At 63.5% G+C, this 20,807-nt stretch carries 21 protein-coding genes; 10 read left to right on the top strand and 11 right to left on the bottom strand.

Features of this window, described 5'->3' with window-relative positions; genetic code table 11:
• The first annotated feature begins 133 nt into the window (after positions 1-133).
• Entirely contained in the window at positions 134-706 is a 573-nt protein-coding gene (locus VIM12_RS13540; RefSeq protein ID WP_331942182.1) for an RNA polymerase sigma factor, read from the top strand.
• Positions 707-926: 220 nt separating this feature from the next.
• Here the strand turns inward: VIM12_RS13540 and xopAK are convergent, their stop codons facing one another.
• The 9 genes from xopAK to VIM12_RS13495 form a co-directional block, all read right to left on the bottom strand.
• Complete coding sequence (xopAK, locus tag VIM12_RS13535) at positions 927-1,745, bottom strand: XopAK family type III secretion system effector (protein WP_331942181.1); 819 nt, start codon at positions 1,743-1,745, stop codon at positions 927-929.
• A gap of 96 nt (positions 1,746-1,841) precedes the next feature.
• Positions 1,842-2,186, bottom strand: coding sequence for a hypothetical protein (locus VIM12_RS13530; RefSeq protein ID WP_331942180.1), 345 nt, complete (start codon positions 2,184-2,186; stop codon positions 1,842-1,844).
• A 1-nt stretch (position 2,187) separates the two neighbouring features.
• A complete protein-coding gene (locus VIM12_RS13525) occupies positions 2,188-2,640 on the bottom strand; it encodes a hypothetical protein (protein ID WP_331942179.1) in 453 nt (150 codons plus the stop codon).
• Between the two features lie 15 nt (positions 2,641-2,655).
• Positions 2,656-3,231, bottom strand: a complete 576-nt coding sequence (locus VIM12_RS13520; RefSeq protein ID WP_331942178.1) for a hypothetical protein — start codon at positions 3,229-3,231, stop codon at positions 2,656-2,658.
• A gap of 28 nt (positions 3,232-3,259) precedes the next feature.
• Positions 3,260-3,913: a hypothetical protein gene (locus VIM12_RS13515; RefSeq protein ID WP_331942177.1), complete on the bottom strand. Its 654-nt coding sequence runs from the start codon at positions 3,911-3,913 to the stop codon at positions 3,260-3,262.
• Positions 3,914-4,282: 369 nt separating this feature from the next.
• A complete protein-coding gene (locus VIM12_RS13510; protein ID WP_331942176.1) occupies positions 4,283-4,807 on the bottom strand; it encodes a hypothetical protein in 525 nt (174 codons plus the stop codon).
• A gap of 182 nt (positions 4,808-4,989) precedes the next feature.
• Positions 4,990-5,889 carry a DMT family transporter gene (locus VIM12_RS13505; protein WP_331942175.1) on the bottom strand — a complete coding sequence of 300 codons (900 nt, stop codon included), beginning with the start codon at positions 5,887-5,889 and terminating at the stop codon, positions 4,990-4,992.
• A gap of 60 nt (positions 5,890-5,949) precedes the next feature.
• Positions 5,950-7,287: a RepB family plasmid replication initiator protein gene (locus tag VIM12_RS13500; RefSeq protein ID WP_331942174.1), complete on the bottom strand. Its 1,338-nt coding sequence runs from the start codon at positions 7,285-7,287 to the stop codon at positions 5,950-5,952.
• Between the two features lie 586 nt (positions 7,288-7,873).
• Positions 7,874-8,005 carry a hypothetical protein gene (locus tag VIM12_RS13495; protein ID WP_331942173.1) on the bottom strand — a complete coding sequence of 44 codons (132 nt, stop codon included), beginning with the start codon at positions 8,003-8,005 and terminating at the stop codon, positions 7,874-7,876.
• Between the two features lie 428 nt (positions 8,006-8,433).
• Here VIM12_RS13495 and VIM12_RS13490 point away from each other — a divergent pair, with 428 nt between their 5' ends.
• From VIM12_RS13490 to VIM12_RS13450, 9 genes are all read left to right on the top strand, one after another.
• Positions 8,434-9,672 (top strand): ParA family protein, encoded by a 1,239-nt coding sequence (locus tag VIM12_RS13490; RefSeq protein ID WP_414691789.1) that lies wholly within the window; start codon positions 8,434-8,436, stop codon positions 9,670-9,672.
• Positions 9,673-9,675: 3 nt separating this feature from the next.
• Positions 9,676-10,647: a ParB/RepB/Spo0J family partition protein gene (locus tag VIM12_RS13485; protein WP_331942171.1), complete on the top strand. Its 972-nt coding sequence runs from the start codon at positions 9,676-9,678 to the stop codon at positions 10,645-10,647.
• An 869-nt stretch (positions 10,648-11,516) separates the two neighbouring features.
• Positions 11,517-12,149 (top strand): hypothetical protein, encoded by a 633-nt coding sequence (locus tag VIM12_RS13480; protein ID WP_331942170.1) that lies wholly within the window; start codon positions 11,517-11,519, stop codon positions 12,147-12,149.
• Positions 12,150-12,570: 421 nt separating this feature from the next.
• Entirely contained in the window at positions 12,571-12,978 is a 408-nt protein-coding gene (locus tag VIM12_RS13475; RefSeq protein ID WP_331942169.1) for a helix-turn-helix domain-containing protein, read from the top strand.
• Between the two features lie 86 nt (positions 12,979-13,064).
• Positions 13,065-14,102, top strand: a complete 1,038-nt coding sequence (locus tag VIM12_RS13470) for a hypothetical protein (RefSeq protein WP_331942168.1) — start codon at positions 13,065-13,067, stop codon at positions 14,100-14,102.
• Positions 14,103-14,532: 430 nt separating this feature from the next.
• Positions 14,533-14,943: an EscI/YscI/HrpB family type III secretion system inner rod protein gene (locus VIM12_RS13465; protein ID WP_331942167.1), complete on the top strand. Its 411-nt coding sequence runs from the start codon at positions 14,533-14,535 to the stop codon at positions 14,941-14,943.
• Between the two features lie 34 nt (positions 14,944-14,977).
• Positions 14,978-15,844 carry a type III secretion system inner membrane ring lipoprotein SctJ gene (gene sctJ / locus VIM12_RS13460; protein ID WP_331942166.1) on the top strand — a complete coding sequence of 289 codons (867 nt, stop codon included), beginning with the start codon at positions 14,978-14,980 and terminating at the stop codon, positions 15,842-15,844.
• 17 nt (positions 15,845-15,861) lie between these two features.
• Entirely contained in the window at positions 15,862-16,476 is a 615-nt protein-coding gene (locus VIM12_RS13455) for a hypothetical protein (RefSeq protein WP_331942165.1), read from the top strand.
• Positions 16,473-17,135, top strand: a complete 663-nt coding sequence (locus VIM12_RS13450) for an HrpE/YscL family type III secretion apparatus protein (RefSeq protein WP_331942164.1) — start codon at positions 16,473-16,475, stop codon at positions 17,133-17,135. Before VIM12_RS13455 ends, VIM12_RS13450 begins: the two co-directional genes overlap by 4 nt.
• 43 nt (positions 17,136-17,178) lie before the next feature.
• Here the strand turns inward: VIM12_RS13450 and VIM12_RS13445 are convergent, their stop codons facing one another.
• Positions 17,179-18,810 (bottom strand): hypothetical protein, encoded by a 1,632-nt coding sequence (locus VIM12_RS13445; RefSeq protein WP_331942163.1) that lies wholly within the window; start codon positions 18,808-18,810, stop codon positions 17,179-17,181.
• 348 nt (positions 18,811-19,158) lie between these two features.
• Entirely contained in the window at positions 19,159-20,535 is a 1,377-nt protein-coding gene (locus VIM12_RS13440) for an aminotransferase (protein WP_331942162.1), read from the bottom strand.
• Between the last annotated feature and the right edge of the window lie 272 nt (positions 20,536-20,807).

Raw genomic sequence — 20,807 nt, 5'->3', positions numbered from 1 at the left:
CTCATCAATCTTCATGAATGCGTTTTAGTGCCCAACTCTCATTGCTATTGTGCAGACACGGTAGCCGACGTCATCAAGTGACAGACAGGTAGCCGGCGTTCCGACCGAATCGCAATCTATCGAGGGGTCCAACATGGATTTCATCAACGAGGTATCGACATCCGAGGATGTCCAGGAAGAGCAGGCTTGTGTCGGTGTTCCCCATCCCCTGATCGATGTCGAGCAGTTGTATCGTGACTTCCGCGTGCACCTCACGCGCTTCGTTCAGCGGTACATACGCACTCCCGAGGATGCGGAAGACATTGTGCAGAACACCTTCATCGAAGCCATCCGCTGTGCCCATCGCTTCTCCGGCCTTTCAAAGCCGTCGACCTGGCTGTTCGGCATTGCGCTCAATCTCGTGCACAACCATATCCGCCGCAACTGCAACAATATCTGCGACTCGCTCGACGAGGAACTCATCCCCGACGCCATCGACATGCGCGCCGATCCGGCCCTGCTCATCGAGCGCCGGCAGATGGCCCAGAAGGTGGACGAGCTGCTGAGCCGCCAGCATCCGAAGATCCGCACGACCTTCGAAGCCGTGCTCGACGGCGCCTCCACCTACGAAGAAGCCGCCGAGATGCTGAACGTCCCGATCGGTACCGTCAGGTCTCGCGTGTCGCGCGTGCGTTCGATTGTACGGGCCGAGTTCGGCTACGCCTGATGTCGCTTGCCGCACCCTTATTGGCGGCCATTCGTACGTGGCCTCCACCGTGACATTGGCCGAATTGGGCGAGCGCTGGCCGCTTCGCCATTTCCGTGCATGCCGGCGCGAGCCTGGGCCTCCTTGCCATCGCACGGCCGCCGCGTGCGGGCGCCGCGCCGCGTGCGGGCGCCGCAGTGATGGGTGGCTCGTGCGTTGGATGCCGAATGCCCGTTCACTATCAGGTATCCGGGTAAACGTACATCGCGCTTTGCCGGAAGAACACTGCCTGCGGGGTGAGCACCACATCCACGGCGTTGTCCTCTCCGGTTTCCATGTTCTGTTCTCCGACCGAGGTATGCAGGCGGACGCCTTGTATGTTGAATTGATCGGAAAGTGCGAGAAAGCGTTCCTCGATCGCCCAAGTGCCTGCTGTCGACTCCTGTGGCATGATCATGCCGCCAACAAGGTAGAAGCTTGTATTGGTGGCGCCCTCGTCACGCATCTGCTCATCCATGCCGGACATGGCTTCGACTTCCGTCTCGATCCCCGAGTAATGGTTGAGGCCCAGGATTATTTCCCCATCCCTGGTCGTCCCGCGTGCACAGATGGCAATACAAGGCCCCAGACCGGACGTGCCCAGCACAACCTGCTCCCGCGTTGCATTGACCAACTCCATCTCCTCCATCCCGACATGCCGGACAGGGCCGAAAGCTACAGGTGCATCTTCGGCCAGGGAGACGATCGCAGGGGAACGGAACAGTCGCCCGTATCGCTGCTCGAGTGCCCGGTAGGGCGCCATGTCGGTTTCGACAATGGCACGATGTCGACGCTGGTGAGGGGATGCCGGAATGATTGAAATAGCCCGACCGGGACTGGCGCCACCGCGTGCAAGCCAGCGCTCGGTGCCGAACGCGTTGACGGCACGATAGCCATGCAAATCGGCGTGCCGCACCGCCTCCGGGCGTGCAGCGGGCGGATCGCCGCGAGCTGGATCGAAGTCGTTGGCGGGCTGGGCAATCGCCATATTGGCGTGACTTCCGGTTGGGATCGTCGGCATGGCTCTCCTCGATGATATCGACGCGGCTACTTCGACGGCACGCCTCTCCGCGCCATTGGAGGCCTGCTGCGAGACGCATGCATCGTCTCGTTCCGATCAGAACACCACCAGCACATCCTTGCTGCAGCATGCGACCAGGCGGTCGTAGACTTCAGGCATGACGTTGATGCAACCCAGCGTCACGTTGCGCCGAGCCCCCGGCCGGCTTGAGCGGAGCCGGCCTACCCGGTCCTCGTTGGGATTGAGCGTGTACACCCGGTGTATCGCCCATAAGTGTATGGCGCTTTCCTGAAACACGAGGACGTCGCCACCGTAGCCAGGATCCGCAACGGACTGGCGGCTGACCGTAAACATTCCCGCCGGGGTATTGCTGCCTACGAGTGCGGGATAGCAGGCGCCGGCGAAGCAGATCGACGCCGCGGCGAGACTCACCGAAATCATGTCATCCCAGCGGCTTCTTGCGGGTGACCGGCGGCTCCGGCGGCGGCGCCGCCTCTACCGGTTTCGGCGGGGGCGCCTGTCTGACGTACGGCCGCACGAACAGGTACTCGCCGCGGCCGATCGTCGGATGTATCCGATAGCCCTCGCAGCTCAGGCTGCCCGGCCCGTCTCCGCCACCGCATGCGACCGGCACCTCGCGCGGCCATAGCGTGGCGGCCGTGGGATATCCCGGAAGGTGATTGGGCACATGATAGAGGCCGTCGCGCACGATACGCGCCGTCTCCGTGCCGCTGGTGTATCCCTCCGACGGCGTGCCGGATCCAAACGGAACGCGCTCGATCTCGAAGACGGGTTCGGCGTCGCTCAGCGCGTACTCCTTCTGCCGCCCCCAGTCGGCGGCACCGGCGGCCGAGTGCAGGCCGGCGAGACATACCACGAGATATCTGATGTTCATGTCATCCGCCCGCGCTCAGTATCGATAGATGTCGTCGTTGACGCCGCTGGCCTGGGTGACTGGCGCGCCGGCCGCCTCCTGCTGCCGAGGCGGGCACTGGATGCCGGTTGCTTCCAGCGCTTCCCGGTTCAAGCCGTCCATGCATAGCCGCGCCAGCGCAGCGCCCTTGAAGCCCATGTTCCACATCTCGCGTGAGTTCTTGAGCATGACGCAATTGGCGTCGGTCCAGGTGGTGCCGGCGCTGAAACCAAATGAGACGGCCGAGGCACCGATCGAGGTCGATCCCATGCAGGTGTCGTTACTGCTGACGATCATCGGCGCAACCGCGGTCGACACCGGGTTGCGCGGCTGCGCCTGGTAGACCGCATGGCTGTCCACGGTGAGCGACTGTCCCTGGCTGCCCACGCCCACACCACGCCCTCCCCTGCTGGTCGACGTCGCGCTTGAGGTGGAACCGGACGTGGCATGGGCGGACACCGGGACGTGCGCCGGACGGGAGAGCGATGTGCTGGAGCGCAGCGGCCCGTCAGTGGCATGCGCAGCGCAGGCGCACGCGAGCATTGCCAGGACAGGAATGGCTTTCTTTTGCATGGTTGACCTCACTGTTCTCTTTTTCGGATCAGGGCGCGTGTCCCGCATGGGCCGTGCCCTTCGATTGGGTACTGGAGAAGAACCGGACACTGCTGCCAAGCTCGGCAATCCCCGCTGCGTTCATGTGCGGCAGCGCGCCGCTTGCATTGGTCCCGGCGGCGTAGCCGCCGCTAGTGCCAGACAGGTGGATTCCCCCGGCATTCCTGTACAGCACGGCCGCGTCGAAGCCGGCCGCGGCTTTGCCGTCGACGTAGCTCCCCTGGTTTCTCCCTGCCTCAACCACATTGTCCGTATGGATCGATGCATGTCCGCCGTTGAAGCCGGTGCTCACGCCTTCGATGCCAATGACGCCTCTTCCCTTTGCCTCTGCCGCGCCGGCGGTCATCGCCGTACCGGCGGCGCTGCCGCTGCTCATGTTGAACGCATGCCCGCGGCTGCCCGTATGCAGGTCGGCGCGGACGCCGGCCCCCACCGCGCTGTAGTCGGGGGCATGCGAGCGATGCGCGTGCAGGACGGCGCTTGCGGCTTCGGTGTTACGGGCGCCGGACACGGCGCTGCCGTTCGCGCCGATGCCGACATTACCGCGAGCCTGCGTCGCGGCTGTCACCGTCGCCTTTGCGCCGGTATGCGGATCGGTGCCGAACGCAGCCGGCGAAGCCATTGCCGCCGCGAGTGCAGCCATGCCTAACATCGAACATCGAGTACGTTGTTCGTTCATGCAACACCTCCGGAAAGATCGCTTGCTTGTAGAGTTGGCCTACTTTGTATAGTAAGTGGCACCTTCAACTGGCTGGTTCCACTTGGACATAGGCGAACACCAACCGGCTGCTTGTTGCATCGCAGATGCCCCGCGTGCGCTCCGCTGCGGTTGAATCGGTGCGTGAAGGCGACCTTGCTCGGGTGGCGGAGGATTCTGCCGGCGGCACGCGCGCAGCGCGTCGCTGGTGGTACAGCAGCAATGGCGGCGGGCGCGACCCGGCGGAACCTTGCGATGAAATGAAAGCGGCCCGGTCGTCGTCGACCGGGCCGCATCTTCCTGGCTCAGGCACTGCTATTGAATGGCGCCCGTCGGCTCTTCCGCGGTGTTCTGCTCGCCGCCCTGCGACCCATTTCCGCCCTGCGACATCAGCGACTTGATCTGTTCGTCGGACATGCCCATCGCCTTCAGGAGCTCCTCCAGCTTCTTCTTCTCCTCCTCGGTCAGCGGCTCGCCGCTCAACAGCTTTGCCAGCAGATCGTCGAGTTCCGCCTGCGCGTCGCCGGCCTTCTCGCCCTTGCCGGCTTTCTCGCCCTTGCCGCCTTCCTCGCCGCCCTTCTCGCCCTGACCCTCTTCCGTTTCGGTCTTGCGGTTCTCGATCCGGGTCATCAGCTCATCCTTGACCATGTCCTTCTGCTCGGCGGACAGTTTCGGATCGGACAGCATCTCGACCAGTTGCTTGTCGGTCTTGTTACCGAGTTCCTGCTTGAACTTTGCCGGGTCGGTGGCGCCGGTCCCGTTATTGCCCGATGGTCCCGAGGGGCCCGACGGGCCCTGCGGAACGTTGCCTGTTCCAGTTGATGGTGTCACGCTTGCCATTGCAACCTCCAATGTACGGTTGAGGGGAATGCTGCTTCAGCTTCAGCATTTTTTGCAGCGTCTATGCGTGGTCGAGGCTCCCCAAAACGTTCCATTTGAATTGCAGTTTCCCGAGCTACTTACGGCGAGAGAGATGCGGGCGGTTCAGCGTCGGACATACGCGCCGCTCCGCTACGCGGCCATCAGCTGGCTATTGCACCGCTCCGCCTGCCCATCACCAGCAGCACGCCCCCGATGGTGAGGACGACCGCGACGAGCTCGCGCGCGCCAAACGGCTCGCCGAGGGAAACCGCACCGGCGTAGGCGCCGATGAGCGGCGTGAGCATGGTGCCGGCCGACGCGGTCGTCGCGGGCAGCCTGCGCAACGCCCCGAACCAGGCGAGATAGCAGACGCCCATCGGGAAAACCGCCATGTAGGCAAGCAGCGACCAGCCCAACGGCGAGATGGCGGCGAGCGAGGGCCGCGCGATCCAGAGGTCGATCAGCAGCATCGGCAGGCTGCCCGCCGCAAGCTGCCAGGCAAGGAGGGTAAAAGGCGGTATGTCGCGGGGCGGTTTCAGGATCACCGAGCTCAGGCCGAACAGGACGGCGGCGGCGAGGGCGGCGACAACCCCGACGAGCGGTGGGCCTCCCGTGTCGCCGCCGCCGAACAGCACCGCGAGCCCGAGAATACTCAGTCCCAGTCCCGCCAGTGCCTGCAGCGTCGGACGTGCGCCCCGCAGTGCCCATGCCCAGAGCGCGGTCCAGATCGGCATCGTGTAGACGATCAATGCGCCCTGCCCGGCCGTCAGCCAGCGCAGCGACAGCGTTGCGAAGCCCATCCAGGCGAAGACATTGAAGAAGGCACCGAGCATGACCGTCCGCGCCGGCGTGTCATGCGCGGTGCGCCGCTCGTGCGTCAGTCTGGCAAGCACATAGAAGCCGAGGGCGGCGGCCAGCCCCGCGGCGCCCCGGGCGAACAGCGGAGGACATTCCTGGATCAGGTATTTCATTGCGGGCCAGTTCAGTCCCCATCCGAGGGACGTGACGGCGACGCACAGCATGCCCGTGTAGTAAGGGCGGTTCGAGGCGGGCGGATTCATGCGTATTGGAGGACGTGGGGCCGAGGCGGGGGCCCGGCATCAGGCCAGTATGCCCGATCCCTACTTTGCCTGTACGGCGGCGAACGCGAGCAGGTCGCTGTCTGTCGGTTCGTGCCACTGCTCCGCGGCGAGCCACATGCTGAACGCCGTCCTCGCGGTATTGGTCGCCAGTCCCTTTGCCAGGCTGATGCCTTTGGCCGCGTCGCTGGCCTTGAACCTGCCCAGCCAGTCGCTCTGCTCCTCTTCCGTCATTTCGTTGAACAGGGCGTAGGCGTCCTTGGCGCGCTCGACGAAGTAGCGTTCCCGGATGGCGGAAATCGACGCCTGCACATCGGGTTTCTTTTCGAGGCGCGACAAGGTCTTCTTCGCGATCTCCGCCGGCGCCGCATAGCCGTCCCTCAGCGCCGTCTTGAAGTAGCCCGCCGGCGATTCGATCCTTGCCGCCTTGGGATTGCGCAGGCGAGTCTCGACCAGGTCGAGGGTGGCGCGCAGCTTCGCCTCTTCGTTGGTGGCGAGCAGGTCGCATGCATCTTCCTGCGTCAGGCCGAGCGTCATCATGCGTTGCACCATGTCGCCGTCGATCAGCGGCGGTGCCGGGAACATCAGCGCCGACTGCGGCGCCTGCGTGACGGCGAACTGCAGCTGGGCCACCCTCCTTCCGACCTTGTGCTCGATGAGCTCGATGTTGATATCGGTGACGAGGTTGATCTCGGCGATCGCGGTCTTGATGACGTCGCGCTTGAAGTACTTGTACTCGGGAAGCTCTTCGCGCACCGGGTTGCCGGTGATGGCGCCGTACCACCATTCCCAGTCGGCCCGGTTGGTGACCTTCGACGGATTGGTCGCGTAGCGCCGGCAGATTTCATACAGGGCCAGGCTGGCGCCGCTGCGCAGCAATGCCTGATAGTAGACGGAGAGCTTGGTATAGGAGCCGGGGCTCATCACCATGCTTTCGACCTCCGGGGGGAACGCGAAGCCGAACCAGAGCATGCCGCCCTTCTTGTTCAGTCCTTTTGGGTTGACCAGCTTGACCGAGGAAACCAGGCGCTCGCTGGTCCACTGGATCGCGTCCTCCGAAAAGATCCGGATGTTCTGCAATTCCTGCACGTGTTCCTTGAGGAGTTCGGTGTCCTTCGAGTCGTACGCGGCGTCGCGCGCCACATCCGCGAGCGGAATCCAGAAATACTTCTTGGCCGCTTCGGTGTCGATCGGTGCGTTCTCGCCCTTCACCCGCACCCGCTGCGCGTGATACACCATCACGTTGAAGATCTTGCGCGACAAAAGGGACAACCGCCCTTCGGAGACACGCAGACCAATTGCCTCGTTGGTCTTGCGGAATTCCTTCAGGTCGCCCTTTGCGGGAGGATCGGTGTTTCCCTTTGTTGTTCTGGTCGCCATGGCCGTAATGGTGAGCGCGAGCGCTCCGTTCGTACTCACCTTTGCAATGGTGCCCGAAAAGTGAGTCCGGGGCAATCACCGGTGAGCCGTCGCCGGCGTTCCCTGTCGAGGCTCACCTTTGTTCCTGTGCCCTTCCCTGTTTCCACTCACCCGGCTCCCCGTAGTGTTTCACCTGGTTTTCTGAAGTAACCCGTATCCACTCACCGATATCCCTGTTCAGGCTCACCTTTCTCCCCGTCCGTGCTCACCGTAAACCGATATCCGCCGCTCCAGGCCTGGGTTTGCGGGAATTCAAGGTTTACAAGGGTTTAAGGTGTTTACTTTTTAACCTCTCAAGCGGCGGCAGTCTGCAAGATACCTCGCCGACCACAACCGAAGCGCAATGGCCAGCGCCGAAACCCTGCCCAACAGGCCGCCAGATACTCAGCCACCGTCGACTGTCATCCAAAAATGCAGCGTCCCTGGCGCCGGAGGGTTTGCACCTCGCCGATGCTGATACAAGGTCCCTGTTTTTTCTCACCTTATAAAGGCTTCCGCGCGGCCGTTGATGCGTGACGAGGGGTGGAACGTCTTCCACCATGGGTTTTCAACGCTTGCGGCCCCATTCCTGGCCTTGCCAGCGCGCCTCTCGCTGCTGCTGGTCGACGCACTCCCTGAACTTCCTCACCTTTAAGCCACGGGCGAGCGACATCCAGACCCGCTCCCTGTCGGGTCTCACCTTTTGTCCGGGTTACGGCCTCGCCAGGACCGCTGGACAATGTCAGCAGCCGCAATGCCTCTTCCATGATCGGGTCGACGTGCTGTAGCGACATCCAGAGCGGCGTGTAGGGTGGATTCGAACGCGGGACGGTTTTCCGCTCCCCGTACATTCTCACCTTTCACGCAAGGCATGACGACTCCCTGCCCGTCCTCACCTTTTGGACGGGCAGCAGCCGGGTGACGCATTGGTCCTGGCGTCATCCTTCGGATGGACGCGTTGCCGACGCGCATCTCTATTTTTTCGATTTGCCTGCGTGGTTAACTTGCCATCCCCCGGATAAGTCTTTAACCTGTCGAAATTCGACACTTACCGTCTAGTTTAGCAAAAAGTGTAGGATTTGTCGGTAGGTGTAAAAACAGGGAACAACCAAGGTCAGGAAGATGACGGTGACTATCAAAACCAAGCAAGCGCAACCGCAACCGCTGGTCTCCATCGGGGCGGAACAATTCCACGAAGTCAATCGCATGCCGCTGGCGAGAATCAGTGAAATCGCCGAACGGGCGAGTGGCATGCTGGTGGACGTGCGAGAGAGCATGCTCGCACCGCACCCGCGCAAGAATGCGCCGGTCTATACCACGGCACAGGTGGCCGCATTGTGCCGCATCGATCGCCAAAAAGCGAACTACTACCTCTCTTCGAGGAATGACCTCGACCTGCCGGAAGGCACGCTGCGCGGCAAGGGAAGCAGCCGCGAATTCACGCTTGCCGAAGCACGGACCTGGATTGACCGGGTTGCGCCCTTCATGAAGCGCCCGGACGGCGTGAAGGGGAAAAAGATCGCGATCGGCAATTTCAAGGGCGGTGTCAGCAAGACGACGACGGCCATGACCCTGGCACAAGGGTTGTCCTTGTTTGGCCGCCGCGTGCTGATCATGGACCTCGACCCGCAGGCGTCGCTGACCGCGCTCACCGGCATTCTCGCCGACAGCGAAGTAGAGGACGAACACACCGCCCTGCCCCTGATCTACGGCGAACAGCAAAGCCTGGAATACGCGGTGCAGTCGACCTACTGGGACGGCATCGACCTGATTCCGGCAAGCGCCGCGCTTTTCGGCGCCGAGTTCTACCTGCCGTTCAAGCAGTCGAAGGACAGCAAGTTCCAGTTCTGGAACGTCCTGAACAAGGGTATCGAGCCGCTGCTCGATACCTATGACGTCGTCATTATCGACACGCCGCCTGCATTGTCCTACATGACAATCAATGCTTTCATGGCGGCCGACGGGCTGATCGTTCCCACCCCGCCGAGCGCGCTCGACTACGCTTCCTCGACGCAATTCTGGAATCTGTTTTCCGACCTGTCGAACAGCATGCAGGAGGCGGCTCCCGGCCTGGACAAGACCTTCGATTTCATCCACGTGCTGCTTGCCAAGGTTGATCAAAGCCAGGCAGCCACGCATGTGGTGCGCGAGTGGATCAAGAAGACCTACGAGAGCCTGGTTCTGCCGATCGAGGTACCTACCACCACCGTGACACAGAGCGCCGCTGCCGAGTTCGGCACGGTCTACGACATTTCCAAGTATGAGGGTAGCCTGAAGACCTACCAGCGGGCGCGGGAGGCCTACGATCGCCTGGCCGAAATCGTGGACCAGCAGCTGGTGGCCCTCTGGACCGCAAAGAAGGAGTAAGCAATGAGCATCAAGGATCGATTGGCCGCCAAGGCCGCCAGCATCGGCAACAACCCGCGCGCCCCAGGCGAAGCCACGGCCCCGCGCGCTCCCAAGACAGCTCCCGGTCAGTTGATGTCGTCCCTGCCTTTTCTCGCCGAGAAGGAACGCGAGATCGAGGAGTTGCAGGCGAAGCTGCGGGCGTCGGAAGGCGCCGGCATGCAAGAACTGCCGTTGAACGAACTGGTGGAGGTCGAAGGCCGGCGACGGACGCTCAACGGCCAGCAGTACGAAGAGCTCAAGGCCAACCTTCGCAGCAATGAGCTGGTCCACCCGATCGTGGTGCGGAAGAACGGCGAGGGCCGCTATGAAATCATCTCCGGCCATAACCGCGTCGCCATCTTCCGCGAACTCGGGCGCGACAGGATCAAGGCCACGGTGCTGGATGCAGACGAGTATCTGGCTGAGGCCAGCGCCGTCTACGCGAACCTGTTCCATTCCGAACTGCCCGACTTCGGAAAATACCTGGGCTTTACGCGTTTGCTGACACTGACTGGCAAGACACAGAAAGAAGTCGCCGCCGCGTCCGGTGCCGATGAAAAATCCGTCTCGCGCTGGCTGTCGTTCGGCGACTTGCCGCAAGCCGCGATTGCCCTTGTAGCGGCGGCGCCTGAAAAGCTGGGCGGGACATCCGCGATGGCGCTTGCGGCGCTGGCGCGGGAAGGCAAGGAGGCCGCGGTCGTCGAAGCGGTGCGCGGCATCGTCGAGGGGAAGTACACCCAGGAAGCGGGCGTGAGGTTCGCGCGCAGTGGCGGGCAGGCCCCTGCAAGACCGCGCCGTGGCGAGCCCATGACGATACGATCGGGTAAGACGGTCTTCTGCAAGCTGGTGGGCGCCGGTCAGACGCTGCGAGTGGACTTCAAGAGCGAGGAAGACCGGCTGGCTGCTGAAACCGCAATCCGGGATGTGCTTGAGCGTCTCGCCAGACAATCGTAATAATCTCAAGTTGAGATTCCTTAGTTTTCAATGACTTAGCGAGAAATGAAGTTTTCCGGGCAGGGTGCCGGATTTATGATGGGTGCGCGCCGCTGAATTCTTCAGCGGCGTTTTTTTTGCCCGCGCGCGACTCAGGGCGCCTGTGCACAATGCCAGTTGCCGGCGTGAGGATACTTTCGTCGCTACCGTCTGATCCGGCCGTCGTCCATCGAATCTCCGCGCGTTGCAATCAAACACGTGAAGCGTCCCATGCCTGGCGGCGGCGATCTCAAGTTGAGATTCCTTTGCGGGCAATAACTTAGGAACCGGGAATAAGGACTGGCAGGACTGGTGCAGCTAGCGACAGGAAATCCTGTCCTCGAATGCAGGAGAAAACGGGACAATGGTTTGTCTCCTCTGGGCGCCACGCTATACCCGCGCTCGCCAGCCATGGGTTCCGCGGCGGCCTCAGACTGGGCGCGACCCGGCTCGACCTCCGTTGAATCCGTCGCCTGGTCCATCCCGGACTGCGAGTGCGATCCGGATGCACGATGCGGCCCGGCGACGAAAGGTGAGTCAGAGCAGGGAGGCGTGAAGGTGAGCTTGCGCAGGTAGCAAGTCCTGCAATGGTAAGAGTCGCCCAAAGGTGAGGCTCTACGGGGAAGGATGGTCAAGCCGCCTTCCTGTGGTTAAAGGTGAGGATGTACAGGGATGCCTGGGGGAGGGGAGGAAGCCGTCTGAGCCTGGCATTCCGGGTGTCCAACGCACACCGAGTGTGTTACAGGCAAAGCGAGATGCATGGCCCCGACAAGTCATTGAATAAAAACACGATTTCTTCAATCTGAAGTAACATTAATTCCTGGAAAAGATAAACTCCACTTGATCTTTTTATGCCACACCCGGACAGTCGGCAACGACTTACACCTACCCAGTTCAAGGCGCTTGCCAAGTACAAGGGCTGGAAATTCAAGATGCTCGCCGAACGCTGGGGGGTGACGCCCGAATGGGTAAGTCAGGTGAGCCGCGACCCGATGCGCGACCTGCGTTATGACGACGCGCTGCTCGGCCTCCCGAACCTGCACCGGCTGGCACGCGACATGAAAGCAAGGGAGCGCCAGCTCGACGCTGCCGTGGCACGTACTGCCCCGTCCAGGGACAGGGAGGCCAGGCGGCGCCCGACGCCAGGCTACCGCTATCGCGGCTACCTGACGACCGGTGTCGTCGTCACCGCTAGCACCGAAGTCGGAAGCATGGCGGAAGAGGGAATGCGCGGTGTCGTTTTCCAGATTCTCGATGACCGCAAGCAGGAGACCTACGGCGTGATCTTCGAAACCGGAATGTGGGACTGGTTCCCGCCCGATTACGTCGACCTCTACCTCACCAGCACAGGCCTGGTCTGTCGCCGCACCGAACGATATCGCTATGTGGACGAGCGCACCTTGCAGGAAGATTTCCATGCGGGCCGATTTACGTTCTGGCCTGAGGCGGAGCAGGAGTCCGGCACCGGTTCCCGCCTTGCCTGAGCCGGCCCTCTACCACAAAGGTGAGAAGCTACGGGGAGCACGACCGGCATCGGACGCCAATCACCTTCTTGCGCTACCGTGCCTTGACGCGGTTTGCCGCCTTGCCTGACCCGTCGTTCGCGCCTTGCTGGCGCGCCGACCGATCCTCCGGCTCCGCGCGTTCCTTCACCTGACATGCCACCCGCCAAACTCGCGCACACCATGGAACGACGACACGCGCCAATTTTTGTGCATCAGGGAACCCCATGATCGCACCGCACCACTGATGGGATGCCTAGATGCCTGAGTGTGAATCGGCGTCGGCATCCATCGTTGCAGGACAACGCAAGGGAACGGCGGCCTGGAAGGCCTGTAATTGGTCCCGCGTCCGGCCCTTTGCTCCGCCACGTGCGATGCATATACGAGAGAGTAGCCAAAAGCAATGAGTGCGATCAGCCTAAACATCGAGCAGCCGCCCGGGGACGAGTACACGGCGGCCCGCGAAATCCTGTGCAGGGTTGGCGACAAGTGGAGCTTGTACGTTGTCCGCTGCCTGCGCAACAGCTCGATGCGTTTCAATGAACTGCGGCGGGAGATCGACGGCATTTCGCAGCGAATGCTGACCCTTACGTTGCGCAGCCTGGAGCGCGACGGGTTGATCACCCGGACGGTGTACGCGACCAAGCCGCCGCGGGTCGATTACGAACTCACCGAGATCGGGCACACGCTGGTCGAGCCGGCGCTGGGCCTGCTGGCCTGGGCGGAACGCAATCGCATGTACGTGCATTTTTCACGGCGGCGTTTTGACGAGCATAGTGCGGCCGGGCCGGTGTTCGAGGTCCGGCGGTAGCGCAACGCCGGCTTCAGACTACTGCAGCTTTACCGTCGCGGGAAGCACGGAATCATGAACTGCATGTGCGGCCGCAGATTGGAGAGATGATGTACATACAGCCCACCAACGATCCCATGTACCTACCGCCGTCTCCAGGTTTCGACGACCCACGGGGCGCCGCGCCGGGCGCCACCCTTGACCCGCAGCTCGATCTCGCCGATGGCATGCCGCAGTTCGGCAGTGCCGGCGACTTGCTCGATCCCGGCGCCGGCGGTGACGTGTTCGGCCTCGACGGCAACAACATGGTCTTGCAAAAAAACCCGTACTCCGGGGAGTTGGAGGACCTGGCTGCACTCTATGCGTACCTCATGGAGGCCATTGACAAGTACCTCGGACAGCTGCCTACTTCGGGAGCGCCCCCCGATCTCAATTTCAGCGCCGTCCCCGATACCGGCGGCGGGACACCGGATCCGAGCGGAGAGCCGCCCGTTCCGCAGCCTACCGGGCGGCCACCGGGCGACAATCGATCCGCCGACGAGATCATTGGCGGCAGCAAGGTGGCGCGGGATCTCGGCCACCAGAAGGACATCAACCGGGAGGGGCTCAAGAAATGGACGGGGGACTGGGAAGATCCGGATCCCGAGCGTGCCGCAGATGCCGCATACAACCTGGTCCAGGTACTCGAGTACATCGACACGATGAAGAGCGCGGACGGGCAGCACCGCGGCAAGGAGGCAGGCGACGGCAACATCGCGGGCCTCACCGCGGATGGGGATGCCAGGGCGGGGACCGAGGCCGCGGCCGTCAAAGATTTCTCCGAGCGGGGCTACGCATCGCTCGAGGAACAGGGTCACTACCTCCGTCCGACCAACGACACGCACGTGCGATGGGACGGCAGCAACAAGGACAACTTCCAGTGGTTCCTGGGCGAGGTCGGGGATAAGCTGAGCTTCGTTCCGGTGATAGGCGATACGCTGGTGTCCATGGGAGATGCGCGTGACGCCGGGGGCGTGTTCATGGCGGGACTCGAGGGAGTGATGGGCGTGGTCGGTGGCGGACCCCTCGGCCTGCTCAAGTCATTCACGGGCGGACAACTGGACCCGATCGCGATGCTCCAAGACATCTACAATGGAAGCTACTAGCGGGGCGTGTGAACGCCTGCTCGCGGCGTGACTGCGCGTCCCGCGAGCATCGCCACAGGCGCCGCTGCTGCGCCAGCGCACGATGGCCTGAGTATGCGCCCCGCCTCGATCTGCGCCGGCATGCGGGAAGCGCACCATGCCTATCCCACCTTTCGCACACTTTGAGGTGTCCGTGTTCGCTGCATCACGCAGCATCGACAGCCCGGGCAGGGCGGCGAAGCGCCGGCCACATCCTCGGCATTGCCCAGGCAGAGACGGTTCCGTCTTCAACGTCACTCGTCCGGCGCCACAGCTGCGGCCGGTCGATTGCGCTCAGCGGCAGGACGCAGACGATCCGGCCGGTCATCGCCAAACGCGGTGCCGAATTGGAACTTGCGTACAGGCGTACACCACGTACTCAATATCGTAGTCATCTGCTGCGGAGGGTACCTTGAGTGACAGGAAAGTAGAGAGCGTTGAATCCCTTGCCGCAGAGGCGCCTGTCGACGACGCAGGATCCGCCAGAGGCGGTGCCTTCGCCGGAGGTCCGCAAGCGGCGCAGTTCCGCGCCGCATACGACAGGTACCTCATCGACATTTCGCAGTTGCCGGGCAATGCGAGGCTGGATGACCGTTCCCTGGGAAAGGTCGTCGCCGACAGGGCGCACGGGCTCGCGGAGGAATTCCAGAAAGACCAGAAGTACGTTTCCAAGCTGCTGGAGCAGGCGACGAGGACCGGCGACTCGATGCACCTGATGCGCGCGATGCTCGCCCTGCATGACTACCAGGTAAGGGTGCAGGCCATGTCCAAGACCATCTCGAAAGCAGCGGGAGCAATCGACCAGCTGACGAAGATGCAGTAATACGCCCGACGCCGTTCAAGGCAAGGAATCGATCGTGCAGGATTTGCAGCAACAACGAGGCTCAGGCGTGCCAGGCGTGCCAGGCGGGTGGCTGACCAGGTTGGCAGCCTTGCTGCTTGCCGTCACCCTTGCCGGCGCCTGCTCCCGCGAGGTGCCGCTCCAGGTCAACCTCACCGACGCGGATGCCAACGAAATCGCGCTTGTGCTAAGCCGCAGCGGCATCGAGGTGGAGAAGCGACGCGACAAGGAGACGGTGACGTTGCTGGTGGCCGCGACCGACCTGGCCCGAGCGAGTGCCGCAATGCACGCCGCCGGGCTGCCGCGTCGCGCGCAAGCGACGCTGGGCGAGGTCTTCAAGAAGCAAGGCATGATTTCCTCCCCGCTTGAGGAACGGATCCGGTACATCCATGGGCTGTCCGAAGAACTCGGTTACACCTTGCAGAAATTCGACCACGTCATTTCCGCGCGCGTGCACGTCGTTCTTCCGGAGCGCGTCGCGCCCGGCGAGCCCATCCTGCCGTCGTCGGCCGCGGTCTTCGTCAAGTACCAGCCGCCGATGGACGAAGACGCGGCCGTGCCGCGCATACGCAATCTGGTGGCGTCGAGCATCCCCGGGCTCAGCGGTGAAGAGGGGAGGAACAAGGTGAGCGTCGTCATGTTGCCCGCCGAGATTCTGCCGCCGCAAATCGAATGGTCGAGAGTCGGCCCGTTCATGATTGCTGCCGAATCGGCCGGTTATCTTCGCTTCACACTCTTGCTGCTGTTGCTGTGCCTGCTGGCCGGCGCCGGTCTCGCCGCAGCGGCGGCGTCGAGGCGCAGCCCGAGGTTCGCCGCGCTTCTCGACAAGGCGCGCGCCAGGGTGACCAGCGTGATGCAGGTGGTACGCAAGGCGGGCAAGTAGAAGGCACGGGAGCAACCATGGACATGCATGCGGCCTTGCCCGATTCGTTCCTCGACTGGTGGTTCTCGCCGTGGTCGTACGGCAGCGTCAACTGGGAATACGCCCGTCTGATGCAGAGTATTCCAGGGCAGAGAGACGCGTACCGCTTGTGGTGTGCAGCGGCGGGATTGCCCGCCGCCATCCCTCGCCGCTACGATCCGGCCTGGCGGGTCGCCGCGACGACCGATGGCGCTCGTCTGATGCAGGTCGCAGCCTTGTTTGCCGGCCTGCTGGCCGCGCGCTCGCGCGACGACACCGTGCTCCGTGAACTCGATGTCGGTGCGCGCCGGTGGTGCATGAGCGTCGCTTCGATCCAGCCGTTACGGGCGGTGGCGCCGGATCTGCCCCGGGGTGAGCCCGCCGTCGTGCGCGGGCTGGTCGAGCTTGCCGGCCGGCTCGAACTTTCCTTCCCGGGCCTGTGGCCGCGCCTTGGGCTGCTCGTCCCGGCGGAGACCAGGGACAGGGTCGATTCCCTTGCACTGGCGACGAAGGCGCCGGCGGAACCTGCGGTCGCGGAAACGCGGCGGGCGGCCCGCTGCTGGGAGATTTGCGCCGGGCGTGTGGCGGCGGACGAGAACATGGAAGGGCGATGAACAGTTTCCTCGTTGACGAGATTGCGACCGATGCGCAGCTGCGCCTGGAGAACGGCATCCTGCGCTGCCGCGATCTGCAACTGACAACCGATGCGCGCGTTGTCGCGCAAAGGATACGGCAGCAGGCGCAGGAGGATGCCGAGGCAATACGGCGAACCGCGCAGGACGAGGCGCAACGTTGCGTGCGCGAGGCCGAGCAGGAAGTGATGCGGAAGGCCGCGGACCTGCTGCTGCAACTTGAGCAGACCCATGCCCGATTGATCGGCCGCGCCCAGGAGATTGTCGTGGACCTCGTCAAGCAGACGTTCGACCACGTTGTACTGAAATCGACTCCCCGCGCGCAGATCGAGGCGGCGCTGCGCCGCGTCCTGCGCGAAGCGCCGCCCCGTCTTGTCCATGCCGTGCTGCATGTGCATCCCGATGCGGTCGGATTGCTGCCCGAGCTGGAATGGGAAGTGAAGCCGGATGAATCCCTGCCCCGTGGCGCCTGCCGCCTCGAGGCCGCCAATGGAGAATGGCGGGCTGACTTCGCGGCGGCAGCCGAGGCGGTGAAAGCCGCGTTCGCGACCGAGGCGGAACGGCGCCGTGAAGCGAAGGGCAGGGAGGCGGATGCCGATGGCGGGAACGCAGGGGAGGACATGTCGGAAGAGGGAAGCTGAAGGGTCGTCGGGTTGCCCGTGGCCGACGTCAGTCACCGGGTGTTCATCCGCGCGCGCGGGGAAGCGCGATGTTGACTTCACAGACCTGCAGCACATCGTCCCACTTTCGGCTCTGAGGGGCGGGCACCGCGAGAAAATTGTACTGCGCGCCGGCGCGGATCCCGGTATCGGCCTGCATGTAGGCCGATACCGGCATTTCGATCGGCTTGCGTTCGTCGTGCACATGGAAGTAACGGTCGTCGCAAAGCCAGGTCTTGCCGTCCTCGATCTTCCAGCTCGAGAAAACGGGATAGCCTTCCCGCTGGAGATAGCCGAGCCGCATATGCGAGCAGGACAGGCCGCCGTCGAGTAGGGCGAGCAACGCGGTTCGCCTCTCCTCATCGGCGAGCACGGGGGAGATGTCGGTCCACATGACCTCTTGCCCGATTTCGTCGGCAAGTTGCCTGGCCGCGCACGCCCGGTCCGCGGCCAGGTCATCGTCGTCATGCAGCGACGACTGCCGCACCTCGCGGACGGCCTGCTGGAAGGCCGCCGCCCCTGCGCCGGGCTCGAGCGCCAGCAGGTCGTCCAGATAGTCCAGCATCAAGCCGACCTGTTCTTCGTGCGTGCGTTCGAGCAGGAAGTTCGCCTGCCGCACGGTCTCGCCTTGCGGGGAGCGCCGCAGGACAGAGACGCTTTGCCGGTAGAACGCGGAGAGCAGCGGATCGAGTGCCGGTGGCGCAAAGACTTCCCTGAGGCGCTTCTCCGACTGGCAAACCCGATAGAGGGACGGCGCCGACACTTCCTTGCCATCGACGACGATGCGCCGGACCGCCGCTTCGCCGCCCGCGGGGCCGGCGCCGCCGTGCCCCGCGCACAGCGTGTCCGCGAGGTGGGACGCAAGGGTAAGCCGGTGCCCGCCCGCGCCTTCTGTTGCCGCATCGTCGTCGCCGGATCCGGTTCCCATGCAGGCAACATTGTAGGCACTGAATACCGGGCAACCGGCCGGCGAAAACTGTGTCCGCGCATTGACCGCCGCAACCCGGGCCGCCACGCCCTTGTCGCGCAAGGCATCGGCGAGCTGCAAGGTGATCTCTTCGCCCCTTCCCTCGGAATCGACAACCACGATATCGACCGCTGGCGGTGCATCGGCCGCGCGATGTATCCGAAAGAAGGCAGCGACCTGGTGAAAGAAGCCGCCCATCCGGGCGATGGCAAGGCCGGCACACTCGACCCATTCCGGGTCATGCGCCTGCCTCGCCACCTCCGCGGCCAACTGGTCAAGACGAGGCATGCGGTAGAGCGGATAGGAGAGGCCGCCTTTGGCGCGCAGGGCGGCAATCTGGATATCGTAGACCCCGCGCCTGACCGGACTGATCTCCCATCCATACTGCCTCGGCAGGCCTTGCTCTGGGTGGTAGCGCTCTGTCACATCGGCGCGATAGACCAGGCAGTCAATGGCCTTGTTGGCGAGCGTGGACAGCCGGTCTCCATGGCGTGTCCGCAAGTGCATCGCTGCCTGGCGCTGTACCTCCGGCGTGTTCCTGATGAGATCCCGCAGCAGAGCGTGAACCTCGACGGCGAATGCCGCGGCATCGTCGGGCAGGGAGTCCGCGCGCGCCAGGAAAGGCGCGGCCGTTCCGTTGCTGCCATGTCCGTCCGGGGACGGTACGTCGATGTCGCCGCGGTGTCTCAACCCGTTGAGGAAATCGTTTGATGTCCTGTGATGACTTGGCGACGACGGTGCAAGCTGGGAGGGGGCGGCGGGAACCGCGTCCGTGCTGCTGCCGCTCTCCGGACTTCCGTGCGGGCGCGGCCGACAGCAGAGAAACTGGGCGACAGTGGCGATGACAGCTGAACCTGAAATATCGGGCATGGCGTGATTCCTTGAACTGATGGGGGATGCCCGGCAATGCAGGGCGAGCGGCGTATTACCTCGCCTGAGTGACCGCGGGCTATGGCGGGTTCCATCGCCCCTTGGAGAGGCGGGAGATCGCCAGGCGACGACACGCCGTGGCGGGAAGCAGCGAGGGTGCGCTTTTTCCTAGGCGCTTTCGATCGCCGCGTGTGTGCGGTCGACGGCGCGGGCGAGCCGGCGGATCAGCTCGTCGACCTGCGCATGCGTCACAATCAGTGGAGGCGCGACCGCCAGCCGCGCAAGCGAGCAGCGGAAAATCAAGCCTTCCTCCATTCCCATCTGCATGCAGAACTTTCCGATGACTGTCTCGTCGCCAAAGCCCAGCTTGCGCTTGCCCGGTGGCGCGAGCTGCAAGGCCGCCCCCAGGCCGACACCCTGGATCTCGCCGACCAGCGGATGGGCGCCGAAGGTCTCGCGCAGACGGCGCTGGAAGTAGGGGCCGATATCGCTGCCGGCGCGTTCAACCAGGCCGCCGTCCCCCAGCAGCCTAAGGTTGGCGCAGGCGACTGCCGCGGCCAGCGGATTACCCTGAAACGTCAGGCCGTGCGCGAACATGCCGGCGCCGGCAACGGCGTCGGCCATCTTGCGCGAGACGGCCAGCCCGCCCATGGGAACGTAGCCTGACGTCAGTCCCTTGGCAAACGTGATCGCGTCGGGCTCCAGTCCGAAATGCGCGCAGGAGAACCATTTGCCGAAGCGGCCAAAGCCTCCTGTCACTTCGTCCAGGCACAGCAGTACATCGTACTTGCGGCAGATGCGCTGGATCTCCGGCCAGTAGGTGGCGGGAGGAATGATGATGCCGGCCGCGCCCTGTATCGGTTCCGCGACGAAGGCGGCGACGCGCTCCGGCCCGTGGGTCAAGATCTTTTCCTCCAGCTCCCGGGCAAGCTGCAAGCCAAACGCGTCTTCGTCCAGCGTGCCGCGGTAGCCATACCAGTACGGCTGGTCGATATGACAGACGCCGGGAATCGGAAGATCGCCCATCGCATGCATCGTTGCCATGCCGCTGAGCGAAGCGCTGCCCACGGTCGAGCCGTGATAGCCATTGCTGCGCGCGACGAGGATCTTCTTGGACGACTTTCCCATGGCATCCCAGTACCGACGGACCACGCGGATCAGGACGTCGTTCGCCTCGGAGCCGGAGTTGGTGTAGGTGACCCGTCCAAAGCTGTCCGGAAGCAGCGCAAAAAGCTGCTCGGTCAGTTCGGCCAGGGCCGGGTGCACGGTATTGAAGAAGGGCGTGCAGTACGACAGCTGCGTCAGTTGGTGCGCCGCCGCCTCGACGAGCTCCGGTCTTCCATAACCGACGGCGGTACAGAACGCACCCGAGGAGGCATCCATGTACTGCATGCCGCTGCTGTCCCAGAGGTAGATGCCCTGGCCGCGCACCATGACCCTGGTCTCCGTCGGGTCGAGCGTCATGTGGTCCGCAAAGGGCTGCAGGTGCAGGTTGAAATGGATGTTGCGGCAGGTGGCCGCGTTGCGGTGGATTGTCGTATCCATTCTTGTTCTGCTCCTCTGCATGCGACCGGGGTCCCGATGGACGGCGCGCCCGGGTCAGGTTCCCGGTTGCAACCAGGGGTCATGCAGGTGAGTGTGAAACGCGGTCATCTGGTTCCGTCGCCGGGGCGGCGGTGGACGCGCAAGCCCACGCGATTCTTCCTGAAATGCTGACGCCTGAACAATTTTTAGAATTAGCATTCAAATGTTAGTTGACCTGTGGCAATATACCGCTTCACTCCAAAAGAGTGGTTCTTCAGGGTACGGAGCAAGCG

Source organism: Noviherbaspirillum sp., assembly GCF_036563305.1.
Classification (GTDB): Bacteria; Pseudomonadota; Gammaproteobacteria; order Burkholderiales; family Burkholderiaceae_D; genus Noviherbaspirillum.
This window is presented reverse-complemented; position numbering and strand designations above follow the sequence as displayed.